10 protein-coding genes are annotated in these 12,152 nt (G+C 42.9%); 2 read left to right on the forward strand and 8 right to left on the reverse strand.

Annotation, left to right across the window (positions count from 1 at the left end; genetic code table 11):
• The coding region (locus RDQ32_RS09535; RefSeq protein ID WP_308580228.1) for a chloride channel protein at positions 1–717 on the forward strand (717 nt) is incomplete at its 5' end.
• Between the two features lie 38 nt (positions 718–755).
• Here the strand turns inward: RDQ32_RS09535 and RDQ32_RS09540 are convergent.
• Positions 756–974 carry a hypothetical protein gene (locus RDQ32_RS09540; RefSeq protein ID WP_308580229.1) on the reverse strand — a complete coding sequence of 73 codons (219 nt, stop codon included), beginning with the start codon at positions 972–974 and terminating at the stop codon, positions 756–758.
• A 196-nt stretch (positions 975–1,170) separates the two neighbouring features.
• Here RDQ32_RS09540 and RDQ32_RS09545 point away from each other — a divergent pair, with 196 nt between their 5' ends.
• A complete protein-coding gene (locus RDQ32_RS09545; RefSeq protein WP_308580230.1) occupies positions 1,171–2,349 on the forward strand; it encodes an ATP-binding protein in 1,179 nt (392 codons plus the stop codon).
• Between the two features lie 145 nt (positions 2,350–2,494).
• Here RDQ32_RS09545 and RDQ32_RS09550 read toward each other — a convergent pair whose 3' ends face one another.
• The 7 genes from RDQ32_RS09550 to RDQ32_RS09585 form a co-directional block, all read right to left on the reverse strand.
• Positions 2,495–3,037: a GNAT family acetyltransferase gene (locus tag RDQ32_RS09550; protein ID WP_308580232.1), complete on the reverse strand. Its 543-nt coding sequence runs from the start codon at positions 3,035–3,037 to the stop codon at positions 2,495–2,497.
• Positions 3,034–4,152 (reverse strand): AAA family ATPase, encoded by a 1,119-nt coding sequence (locus tag RDQ32_RS09555; RefSeq protein WP_308580233.1) that lies wholly within the window; start codon positions 4,150–4,152, stop codon positions 3,034–3,036. Before RDQ32_RS09555 ends, RDQ32_RS09550 begins: the two co-directional genes overlap by 4 nt.
• Positions 4,153–4,409: 257 nt before the next feature.
• The gene (locus tag RDQ32_RS09560) at positions 4,410–6,065 is read right to left on the reverse strand and encodes a uridine kinase (protein ID WP_040648584.1); all 1,656 of its coding nucleotides are present in this window, start codon (positions 6,063–6,065) and stop codon (positions 4,410–4,412) included.
• 27 nt (positions 6,066–6,092) lie between these two features.
• Positions 6,093–6,881, reverse strand: a complete 789-nt coding sequence (locus RDQ32_RS09565) for a Nif3-like dinuclear metal center hexameric protein (RefSeq protein ID WP_308580236.1) — start codon at positions 6,879–6,881, stop codon at positions 6,093–6,095.
• 10 nt (positions 6,882–6,891) lie between these two features.
• Positions 6,892–7,680 (reverse strand): class I SAM-dependent methyltransferase, encoded by a 789-nt coding sequence (locus RDQ32_RS09570; RefSeq protein ID WP_308580238.1) that lies wholly within the window; start codon positions 7,678–7,680, stop codon positions 6,892–6,894.
• A 1,928-nt stretch (positions 7,681–9,608) separates the two neighbouring features.
• A complete protein-coding gene (locus RDQ32_RS09580) occupies positions 9,609–10,643 on the reverse strand; it encodes a deoxyguanosinetriphosphate triphosphohydrolase (RefSeq protein ID WP_308580242.1) in 1,035 nt (344 codons plus the stop codon).
• 42 nt (positions 10,644–10,685) lie between these two features.
• Positions 10,686–12,038, reverse strand: coding sequence for a sodium-dependent transporter (locus RDQ32_RS09585; RefSeq protein ID WP_308580244.1), 1,353 nt, complete (start codon positions 12,036–12,038; stop codon positions 10,686–10,688).
• Between the last annotated feature and the right edge of the window lie 114 nt (positions 12,039–12,152).

Consider the following 12,152-nt stretch of genomic DNA (forward strand, 5'->3'; position numbering starts at 1 on the left):
CTCCTTCCCTGTACCATCTCTGCGCTGGTAGCCAACTACTTTGCTGAACACATTGTTCATGTTGCGGAACCCGAACTGCACATCCGGATGATTCCCGAGATGCACTGGAAAGGCGCTTTATCCACAATTTTTCTTGCTGTCATCGGTTCCCTCGTCAGTATCCTGTTTATTCTTATCATCCATAAGACAAAAGCACTGTTCACGAAATACTTCGAAAACAGTTTCGTTCGTATCCTCGTGAGCGGCGCCATCGTCAGCCTCTTCACTTTTCTTCTTCAGAACACCGATTATAACGGTACCGGAATGGGCATCATTGTGAAAACAATCAATCATCCCGGCTATCGCATCTTTTTCTTTGCTTTCTTTTTAAAGATTCTCTTTACCGCAGTGTCTCTCTCCGGCGGTTATCAGGGCGGGGAAATCGTCCCTTCCCTCTATATCGGCGCAACACTGGGAAATGCACTGCAAATCTTTCTTCCTCTGGACCCCGGCTTATCAGCCGCACTCGGTATGGCTTCCGTTTTTTGCAGTGTGACAAACTGCCCCCTGGCTACCCTTTTGATCTGTTTTGAGCTCTTCGGCTTCCAAGCCTCTTCGTATTTTATCCTGGCCATCGCAGTAAGTTATCTTTGCTCCGGAAATTACGGCTTATACCATACACAACGTATTCTCTTTTCCAAGATAGAGGAGAAAGAAATCAACACACTGGCAGAATAGTCCCGAAGATACGGACAAAAGAGCTAAAGAGACTGTTATCACTTGACAAAACGCTGTACAAAGCTCTCATCTTCTGCCAAAACACGCAGATTGCCGACTTTCTCTTCTTCTCCCGGTCGCATAATTTTCAATTCCAGAATACTTCCTTCCGGAAGACCTTTTCCGAATTCTATCGATAAAAATCTTGCCACTTTGGGATGATTCCTTTTAAAGTTATCCCAGTCCTTTGCAAACTGCATCATTTCCATTGGGTTCATATCCCCCTCCTTTTCCTTGAATTCAAAAAACAAGCTAATCTTTCTGTAGGATATCGAATGAAAAGAATTTATGCAAGAAATTTTATGCTATACTGTGGCTTTAAAGCATTGCACAGAAAAAGACAGAGACATAAAAAGACAGCACATAAAAGGATTGCACATAAAAAGATTGCGTTATAGAAGGACAACGTCACAGATGGATAAATTAAAAGAAATCAGCCCTGTTGCGTGGCTGCATAAGGAATATCAGAATTATATCCCGCTCGACATCCGGGATGAAGCGGAATATGAGCTGGGACATATTGAAAATGCAAAATGGATGGCAATTTCCGACTTATTGCAGGAACAAATTCCTTTAGCAAAGGAAAAACCATATCTGCTTTACTGCAAGTATGGCACCATTTCCCGGGAACTTGGCGAACGACTGCACGAAAAAGGCTACACCGTGGCAAACCTCTATGGCGGGTACGGTGCTTATGTACTGGAAAAAATTAAGCTGTCTTCCAAAATTGAACGCAGAAAGGAAATCGAAGGCAGTCTCCGAAAAAAATTCAAAAAATCCATCTTTACCCCGTTTGCCAAGGCTATCAATGATTTCCAACTCGTTTCGGAGGGGGATAAAATCTGCGTCTGCATATCCGGCGGAAAGGATTCTATGATTATGGCAAAGCTCTTCCAAGAACTGAAGCGCCATAATAAGTTTCCTTTTTCTGTACAGTTTCTCTGTATGGATCCCGGTTACAATGCATACAACCGGAAAATCATTGAAGAGAATGCCACGCTTCTTGACATCCCTTTAACTTTTTTTCAGACGGATATTTTTGAATCGGTCTTCGGCATCCCCTCTTCCCCCTGCTATGTCTGTGCCAGAATGCGAAGAGGATCCCTTTACTCTAAAGCCAAAGAGCTGGGCTGCAATAAAATCGCCTTGGGACACCACTTCGACGATGTCATCGAAACCGTTCTCATGGGGATGTTGTACAGCGGTCAGTTCCAGGCCATGATGCCCAAACTCCATTCTACGAACTTCCCGGGAATGGAATTAATTCGCCCTCTCTATTACGTGCGGGAAGACGATATCAAGCACTGGAGAGATTATAATGAACTGAACTTTATTCAGTGTGCCTGTCGTTTTACGGAGACCTGTTCCACCTGTCATACCGACGGAACAACGAGTTCTAAACGCCTGGAAACCAAGAAGTTAATCCAAGAGTTAAAGAAGAATAATCCCTACATTGAGAAAAATATCTTCCGTTCCACGGAAAATGTGTCCATCAATACCATCTTGGGCCTAAAAACCGACGGAGAGAAGCATTCCTTCTTAGAATGGTATGATGAGGGCTTTGAATTTCCGAATACTGAAATTGAAATATAAAAATATATTGCTTTTTAATATAATATAGACCTGAATAGGGGTAGTCTCACATTCCCCCTTCAGGTCTATACTGTATTCTTAAAGAGCATTTCTCGTATAGCATGCATTATATAGATTAAACATGGAAACTTTTACAGCTCTACCTTTATTTGCGTTTTATCAAATCCGCTAAATACAGCTCCTCTTTTTTATGAGAAGATTTTATCCTTTTGTATTCAAGGATAGTCTGTACCAAAACATCCACTCTATCACCAAAATAATCTTTATAAAATTTCGTACTGTTATCGTACTTTTTCCTGCCTAAGCTTATATGCATTTTAGCAAAATCCTTAGGTTTTACTGTGGATTTATTTTTCTCAAACTCAGCGACTTTATCTTCTGCAATTAGAAACAACATTTCCAATTCCGGTTTAGTACAATACTTCTCAATTCCTATAATCTTGCCTTTGTAGTCTTCCGGTATCTTTAACCTTTCCTTTTGTGCATCTCCTATCCGCATAATTAATACATCATTGCCGGGATAAATGTTTAATTCTGTCCGAACCTGCCCATTACCGGTAATTTGTCTTGCATGATAGGGAGTCAAGCCCAATAATTCATCCTCTCCAAAGATTAATCGATTATTTGCCAAGAGGATACGAATAATTTCCAGTTCATTTGCCCCTTCGCACATGATTAATCTTTTCATTCCTTTAGCTTCCTCTTTAGGCTCATCAGCTCTTCATAATTTACGGCAGTTTGAAAAGCATTGTTATAATACTGCTTGCTTTTCAGAAGTTCAGTCCTGATTTGATAGTCTTCATACATGTTAGAGAGGGATACATGCTTTCCTGACTTACAAATCCATATATTATCCTGTCGTCCCATCTGATCCAAAACCTCACAATAGTGGGTAGTAAAGATTAAAGAAGCATTCTTCTTATTGACCGATTTATCCTTGTACAAACTGATCATATTTTCTACTAGAGTTTTATGAAAATGATTTTCTACTTCATCAACCAAAAGATCAAAACCTTCTTTTAAAGAAGCAACCATTAAGGTATACAGCAGTAATCCCTTTGTTGTACCGCTAGACAAGATATAAATCAGCTGGCTATCAGAAAGATACTTCTCTTCCCCGTTAAAAACCAATCTGTAATTATGTTCGTCCAAGCTTTGTAAATGTTCAATATTGTCATCAAAAATACGCATAATGTTTTCCAAAACCAAAGTATCTATGCTGTAATTTTTTAAGGCTTTGAAAATCATACGATAAGTCTCTGCTCCATTTCCAAAACTTTCGAAATAAATAGCTCTTGTACTTTTTTTTTCTAAGACAAAAAATACTTTGGATATATCCTCCGGCAATGTTCCATACTCATCCATTTTCTCGAAAGAACTATCTTCATACAGTTCATGAATACGACTTTTATAATATTTTTTTCTATACAGCTTTTCCTCTTTAAAAATTGCCTGATTACTGAGAGATATGTCCGTAGACAATAAACACTCATACTTATAAATAAAGCCTGCATGATAAAAGACTATCTCCAATTCTACACCGTCATAGTCATAGTGTTTATCTTCTAAGCGAAAGTCTCCCAAAATAGAATAGCAAGCATCCAAAAGTTCCAATGCAGAGGTTTTTCCGGACGCATTTTTTCCAATAAATGCCATCGTATTATAAACATATAAATCAGGCGCAATCTCCTGCAGTTCATACTCTTTATCTTCTGCAGTCTTCCTCGATTTAGCTACCAAATCAATAGTAAATCCCTCTATACAGTTTTTAAAATTTTTGGCTTTTACATAAAGTAATTTCATCCCTCGCGCCTCCTTTGTTCTGCTTTTATAGTATATCAGCTAAGTATGATTTAAACAATATTTTTGTTTTAAACTTTATATATTTTGCAAAAATCCATGATTTACACTAATATGTTGATGATTCTATGGTTTTTTCTATATTTTAGTTTTTCTAATAAAAAAACTTTAGCTAATTTCGGTTTGAAAAATCAGCTAAAGTTTTTTGACATTTTTTATGCTATAGATTTTAATTTTAAATCTACATTCCAATCAAAGCTTTACCCTACATGCAGACAGGAACCGCCGATAAACTCACGAATTATGGAATTCTTCGGAATGGACTCCGGGCTTACGGGAAGCACATAGTCCAGGAACTTTAAGAGGCGCTTAGCCTCCTGGTAGGCAGGACTGTCATTTTCAATCTGGAACAGTAGAGGCTGGGCAAAAATCTTCAAAACTGCAAGCTCATAAATCAGTGCAGAGTTTACCATCACATCCGCTCTCTCCTGGAAGGGGAAAATGTAATTGTCTTCGCCCCGTCTTACATTTTTCCAGATGGAAATGGTATCCTCCGCAGAATAGCCTCTGGTTCTGTTATCTCTTACCATTCTACGAAGCAGGCGCACATCTGTTGTAGGAATACGGTTATGCTCATCAATGTTCAGGGGTGTTAAAGCGGAAATGTAAATGCGGAACTTACTTTCCTCCGGCAGGGAGGTGGACATTAAATCATTTAAGCAGTGGATACCCTCGATAACCAAGACATCCTCTGCCTCCATTTTCAGATAATCTCCCTTATACTCTCTTTCCCCTGTGAAGAAATTGTAACGGGGAAGCTCCACCCTTTCTCCGGAAAGAAGAGAGAGCATATCCTTATTAAACAGCTCCAAATCCACGCACTGAATGGACTCAAAGTCGTAATTACCTTCCTCATCTTTGGGCGCCTCCACTCTGGCTCTGAAATAATTATCTACAGAAATAGCGTGGGGCTTTAGTCCAAGTGCGGAAAGCTGAATACTTAAACGCTTGGAAAAGCTGGTTTTTCCGGAGGAAGAAGGTCCCGCAATCAATACCACACGCTTCTTCTCCTTAAAGATAGACATGGCGATATTACCGATTTGCTTCTCAAAATAAGCTTCCTGCATCAGAATAAGAGAATCCGTATCCCCTTGAACAATCTGCTTATTCAATGCACCGATATCCCCGATTCCCACCTTTCTGGCCCAAAGGGAGGATTCCTTTTGCACCTGATAAAGCTTATCCATTGGACAGAACTCCGGAAGCTCATTGGGCTTCTCCGGAGTAGGCAAAAGCAGGATAAAACCATCTCCATAGGGAAGCAGATCAAATAAAGTCACATAGGAAGTATTTTGCAGCATATAGCCATAGAAATAGTCCTGGAAATTCCCCAAGGAATAGATATTGACACGGCTGGTCATACGATAACGGAAAAGCTCCTCTTTGGAATGCATCCCCACCTCACGGAAGATTGCTCTGGCATCCTCGGTGGAAACGGAACGCTTCATAATCGGCATCTTCTTCTCCGCATACTCCAACATAGAAGCCTTTACCTTCTCCAAGAGCTCCTTTGTAATCTGTACATCTCCGGAAAGGTAGCCGTAAAAACCGCCTCCCAAAGTATAATCCATATTTACCCGAAATCCCGGTACATCCTTACAATGATGGTAAAAAGCCTTTAAAAGCATAAATACGGCAGAGCGGTGATAACTCTTCATACCGATACTATCTTTCAAGGTTAAAAAGCTGCATTCCTGATCCACGTTAGGGATTCTCTTATGCAACTCATAAATACGCTTTCCAAAGCGCACCAAAACAATGGGATACTCCTCCATATCCTGAAACAAGGGAACTAAGTCTTGAAACTTACTTCCCTCCTCTAACTCTACCACTCTTCCTTTTGCTGTAATCTTCATGGACATCCCTGACCTTTCTATTTTATTTTACAGAATTTTTCCTAAGAAAACTTCCTTTTCCTCCACACAATCTATCTTAGGAAAATGTCGGCGAATCTGCTCCCCCATATAAGGCACGAAGAAGCGCTCCAAGCCGTAGTGCCCTGCATTAAGGAGACTAAGCCCCTCTCCCAAGGCATCCACCGCATCGTGGTGTCCCAGGTCCCCTGTGATATAAGCGTCTGCACCTAAAGCAATCACATCCTTAATAAAGCTCTTTCCTGAACCGGGACAAACCGCAATTTTTTGGATAGGCTTTCCGCTGTCAAAGTATTCAATATAGGGAAGCTTGGCCTTTTCTTTCACATAAGCCGCCAGTTCCTCGCAGGAAAATGCCTTATCCACCCTGGTGTAAAATCCTATCCCCTGAACGGCTCCCTCTAAAGATGGAGCAACTTCCTGAAGTACCCCCTCCTTTTTCCAGGAAAGCTTAGAGCAAATCAAATCTCCCATCCCTTCCTTCACACTGTCGAAGTTGGTATGCATGCTAAAGACGGAAATCTTATGTTCCGCCAAAGTAAGAAGTAATCTTCCCTGTTCATTGTCTCCGGTAACTGATTTCATCCCCTGAAAGATAAAGGGGTGGTGGCTCAAAATGAAATTACAGGACCGGGCAATCGCCTCTTCCACCGACCTTCTCTGCACATCCAGACAAATGTAGACCTTGCTAAGCTCTTCTTCCTTCTTTCCCAACAAAAAACCCACATTGTCCCAGTGCTCCGCATATTGCTTCGGCGCAAATTCCTCCAAAAAGGAAATCAGCTCTTGTTTTTTCATATTATTTCTCCTATCCAAAGTACCCAAGCCCTTCTTTCACCCGTTCCAGCTTCTCTGCTATCACTTTTTGGGGATTTTTCAAAAGCATTTCTTCCAAATGTCTTTCCTCATCCTCTAAAAGCTCCTTTAAAACAGGATCCTTTTTTGCCAGAGGAAGCCAGCCAAACTCCCATTCCACTTTGGATATTTCGAAAGAGTCCAAAGTTGTTCTCTCGATCTCCGATTCTTTTCCCCCAATATTCATACTGATTCTCTCGGCATCCGAATTTGTCGCCTTAAGCTCCAGGACTTTCGCCCCGGTATCCAAAGTATTTTTTTCCCTATCTGAATTTCTACGCTTTTTCGCCAGCAGGATACGATAGAACTTATTTTTCTCCTTCACATAGCAGTCTTCCACAAGCTCCATATAGGGATATAGAAAACGTCGCAGCTTCTCATAGTCTGACTGGGGAGAAAGCAAAATCGTTTCAAACTCCTCTATTCGCTTTTCCAAAATCTGTATCATCAGCATTCCCCCCATACCGGAGAGAAGAAGGTGCTTACATTCCCCTTTTTCCAAGGCTTCCAGACCATTTCCCAGACGACAGCTGATTTTATCCTCCAGCCCCCTGAAACGCACATTTTTCTTCGCCATTTCCAAGGGCTCTTTTCCGATATCACAGGTAAAAAGCTTCTCCGCCTTTCCTGCCTCAAACAAGGCAATGGCGGTATAGCCATGGTCGCAGCCGATATCCGCAATACTGTCCACCACCGGATACAAGTCCACCATGGTCTGTATTCTTGCCCCAAGTCCCTTCATCTACACACTCCTTTAGGAGGAAAATAATTTTCCCCAAAACTTTTTCGCCTCTATACACCGTAAAGACTATATTTCGTAAAAAATCCAATCTCTATATCCAAACTGTAATCTCTACGAAACCAAATATAGCTTATTTAAGCTCTTTAGCCGGAAAATCCGGAGAAATGCTCCCACTTATCCTTCTCCCGAAACAGTCGGGAAAGCTCCTCTCCGTCCATCGCCTCTGCAATAGCCTTTTCAATCCCCCGCAATTTAATCTGGCGGATAAAGTCCATAAGCATTCTTTCCTCTTCCTGTCTTTCCAGATCCAAACTCTTTCCCTACACGACGCTCTTCCGATCTGATCCAAATGATACAAGTCTCCATGATAAAGCGCCATGCACTTTTGGTATTTTTCTTCCTCGCCCCGAAAACCGTCCATGATTTCCTGAACGGCCTTTCCCTCCTGTAAAGAAAGGAAGACCTGCCTACAAAGCTCCTCCCTAAGGTCTTCTGCCTTGATGTACCGAGAAACGGGTCCGATCCACTCCTCCTTTTGCAGGAGCAGGGAAAGGAACTGCTCCTCCAAATTATCCGTTAAAGTCTTTTCCCGCTTGTTTTCCTCCCGTCTTCCCTGCTTGGAAAGAGCAAAGGAAAGCTGGGATTTTTCTTCTCCCTTTTGTACCAGATACAAAAGATTCTCCGCGGATAAAAGCTGCTCTCTGGCCACTGCCTTACAATAATTTTCCAGCTCCACAGGGTCGGAGAAGCAATCCCTTAAGAGGGAAGCAATGGTTTCCATATAGCCCTGCATCTCTCCCGGATCTTGCAGGTTAAAGCCGGACTTTAATTCCTCCACCTCCCACAGGAAGGCATTTTTTGCATTATGAATCCGCTCCATAAGAGCATCCTTCCCCTCCGCCTTTAAAAACTCATCCGGGTCCTTATAGGGCTTTAGGGAAATGACCTTTGCCTGAATTTCCTTTTCCCGTAAGATGGGAATGGCTCTCTTACAAGCCTTTCTTCCCGCATTGTCACTGTCAAAGCAAAGGAGCACTGTAGAGGTAAAACGCTTTAAAAGAGCCGCCTGTTGCTCCGTAAAGGCGGTTCCCAATGCCGCCACCGCCTCAATACAGCCTGCCTGATGCATGGAAATCACATCCATATAGCCTTCGCAAAGAATCAGATAGGATTCCCGGCTTCTTCTGGCAAAGTTCAAGGCAAAAAGATTTCTGGATTTGTCAAAAAGCTTGGTTTCCGGAGAGTTTAGGTACTTTGGCTCCCCATCTCCCATCACTCTTCCCCCAAAACCGATTACCCTGTGGTGAAGGTCCATAATAGGAAAAATCACTCGATTAAAAAATTTATCTCGAACACCGTTTTCTTTAAAAGTAAATAAGCCGGACTCCTGCAAAATAGCATCCTCATAGCCTAAAGCTTTACAATGCTGATACAAAGCATCCTTTTCCTGTACCGCATAGCCAAGACCGAAGTGGGTAATGCTTTCCCCGCTTAGAGCTCTTTTAGCCAAATACTGTAAGCCCAGCTTTCCTTTGGGACTACGTAGCTGCTTTACGAAAAACAAAGCGGCATTTTTGTTGATTTCCAGTAGCTTATACCGAAGGTCCTCTTCCCCCTTATTGACTCCACTGCTCTTTTCGGGAAGGGTAACATTTGCCCGCTCTGCCAGCTGCTCTATTGCCTCCACAAAGCTAAGATTCTCGTACTCCATCATAAAGCGGATACTGTCCCCTGCCTTACCGCAGCCAAAGCAATAAAAAATCTGCTTCCCCGGGGAAACAGAAAAAGAGGGAGTTTTCTCCCCATGAAAAGGACAGAGCCCAAAGTAGCTGGAGCCCTTCTTTTTCAAATGTACATATTGTCCTATTAAATCCACAATATCCGTTCTTTGCCGGATTTCCTCTACGATATCTTCTCCATAGTACATATCAGTCCTTCTCCCAGGCCTTCGGAACAAAATACTCCATGAACTTGTGGCTGCAATACTCATCCGTCATGCCGGAAATGTAATCCGCAACAATACGGTCCAAAAGGAGCTTGGGATCTTCCTTCCCTTCCTCTTCCCCCTTTTTCAGCAGAAAACGATATTCCTCCGCCATTTCCAGAGGGTGCTCCTGATAAAAGGAAAATAAGAGCTTCAGCATACCGTCTACCTTCCACTCCTCTTCCTTGGCCTTACTGCTGGTGTAAACATTTTGAAACATCCACTTCCGTAAGCCCTGCATATTTTCTTCCATTATGGGCTCCATGGAAAGCTTATCCTTTCCCCTGGAAGTAAAGATTACGGAGCGAATCAAAGTATTCAGTCGCTCCCTTGCGGTAAAGCCCAGCACCTTCCGATATTCCGCCGGAAGCTCCTCCTCCCGGAAAAGCCCTGCCCGAATCCCGTCATCCACATCATGGTTCAGATAGGCAATCTTATCCGCAAAGCGAACCGCCTGTCCCTCCAGTGTCTTCGGTTTCCCTGAACTTCTATGATTTTGTATGCCGTCCCGAACCTCTTTACTAAGATTCAGTCCTCTGCCGTTTTTCTCTAAAATCTCCACAATCCGTATACTTTGATCCACATGGGAAAAGCCTCCGGAGCAAAGCTTGTTTAAGGCTCTCTCTCCGGCATGGCCAAAGGGAGTATGACCTAAATCATGGCCTAAGGCGATGGCCTCGGTCAGATCTTCATTGAGACGAAGCGCCTTGGCAATGCTTCTGGCAATCTGACTCACCTCCAGAGTATGAGTCAGTCTGGTACGATAATGGTCCCCCTCCGGCTGAATAAAGACCTGGGTCTTGTGTTTTAGCCGGCGAAAGGCCTTGGAATGTAAAATCCTGTCTCTATCTCTTTGGAAAATGGTTCTAATATCATCCTCTTCCTCCGGAATATCTCTTCCCAAAGAATCCACGCTGCAACAAGCAAAGGGAGATAGAATCTCCTTTTCCATTTTCTCCATTTCTTCTCGAATATTCATCCTGCTCCTACCTCCCGGATCAAAGCAAAACAACAGTTCCTTTTATAATAAGCCCTGGAACAGGAGAAGTAAAATGAAAATTGGCAAAACAAAACGGAAATAGTTTAGGAGGAAGGCCGGCATTTTCACGCCCTCACCCTTATTACATTCCTCCAAATATCTTTGGAAGCCCATACCATGCTTGCTGACACAGAACAGAAGGTACACTAAAGAACCGATGGGAAGAATCAAATTACTTACGATAAAGTCCTCGGAGTCCAATACATCTCTGCCGCCAATCAGCTTCAGATCCTTCCAAAGATTATAGCCAAGGATACAGGGAATACTCAAAACCAGGATCAGAATACAGTTTACGATAACCGCCTTCTTTCTATCCCAGTGGAAGTTATCAATACTGGTGGAAATGAGATTTTCAAACACCGCAATAACGGTGGAAAAGCTGGCAAAGGTCATAAAAACAAAGAAGAGGGATCCCCAGATTCTTCCTCCCGCCATGTGCATAAACACTCTGGGTAAGGTGAAGAAAATGAGGGGAGGACCTGCATTTGGTTCTACATTAAAGCTAAAGCAGGCAGGGAAGATAATCAAACCGGAAAGGATAGCCACAAAGGTGTCCAAAGCACAGATTTTGATTCCCTCTCCTGTTAGGGAATAGTCCTCTGACATATAGGAACCGAAAATCTCCATGGCCGCAACCCCCAAGGAAAGGGTGAAAAAGGCCTGATTCATGGCCTGAGAAATTACATGGAAAAGTCCGATTTCCTTTACCTTCTCCGGATTCGGGAAGAGATAGAACTTTGCTCCCTCCAGAGCCCCCGGCAGCATCAGGCTATGTACCGCCAAAACAATTATCAAGAGTAAGAGGCAGGCCATCATGATGGTAGTAATCTTTTCCAGCCCCTTTTGCAGACCTAAGGAGCAAACCAAAAAGCCCCCGATAACCGTAATCGCCATACATAGAGTCATTTCCTCCGGACGACTCAGCATGGTTCCAAAAACATTTTCCACTTGAGAGGGATCAATTTTAGAAAATGTTCCGAAGGCAAATTTAAAGAAATAAGAAAGCATCCAACCGGAAACGGTGGTGTAGTACATCATCAAAAGATAACAGCCCAGAATACAAACCCAGCCGTGCAAATGCCACTTGGTACCCTTGGGTTCCAAAACCTCATAGGCCTTTACCACGGATTTCTTGCTGGCTCTACCCACCGCAAGCTCCATGGTGAGAATGGGAAGACCGATTAAAAGCAAGAAACAAAGATAGAATAAAACAAAGATTCCTCCGCCGTTTTGCCCTACCAGATAGGGAAACTTCCAAACGTTACCGATTCCGATGGCACAACCTGCGCTCACCAAAATAAAGCCGATTCGTGATTTAAAGCTCTCTCTTTTCATTTTTACCCTTCCTACATAAGAACAGGAGATGCCTAGGCATCTCCCACTCGTTGCTTACAGTCGATGCGACTGGATTCGAACCAGCGACCTCTGCGTCCCGAACGCAGCGCTCTA

It is taken from the genome of uncultured Oribacterium sp., from assembly GCF_902481605.1.
In the GTDB taxonomy this organism is placed as follows: domain Bacteria; phylum Bacillota; class Clostridia; order Lachnospirales; family Lachnospiraceae; genus Oribacterium; species Oribacterium sinus.

Coding starts and splice junctions, on each gene's coding strand:
- RDQ32_RS09540 (WP_308580229.1), bottom strand. CDS start 974: ATGAACCCAATGGAAATGATGCAGTTTGCAAAGGACTGGGATAACTTT.
- RDQ32_RS09545 (WP_308580230.1), top strand. CDS start 1,171: ATGGATAAATTAAAAGAAATCAGCCCTGTTGCGTGGCTGCATAAGGAA.
- RDQ32_RS09550 (WP_308580232.1), bottom strand. CDS start 3,037: ATGAAAAGATTAATCATGTGCGAAGGGGCAAATGAACTGGAAATTATT.
- RDQ32_RS09555 (WP_308580233.1), bottom strand. CDS start 4,152: ATGAAATTACTTTATGTAAAAGCCAAAAATTTTAAAAACTGTATAGAG.
- RDQ32_RS09560 (WP_040648584.1), bottom strand. CDS start 6,065: ATGAAGATTACAGCAAAAGGAAGAGTGGTAGAGTTAGAGGAGGGAAGT.
- RDQ32_RS09565 (WP_308580236.1), bottom strand. CDS start 6,881: ATGAAAAAACAAGAGCTGATTTCCTTTTTGGAGGAATTTGCGCCGAAG.
- RDQ32_RS09570 (WP_308580238.1), bottom strand. CDS start 7,680: ATGAAGGGACTTGGGGCAAGAATACAGACCATGGTGGACTTGTATCCG.
- RDQ32_RS09580 (WP_308580242.1), bottom strand. CDS start 10,643: ATGAATATTCGAGAAGAAATGGAGAAAATGGAAAAGGAGATTCTATCT.
- RDQ32_RS09585 (WP_308580244.1), bottom strand. CDS start 12,038: ATGAAAAGAGAGAGCTTTAAATCACGAATCGGCTTTATTTTGGTGAGC.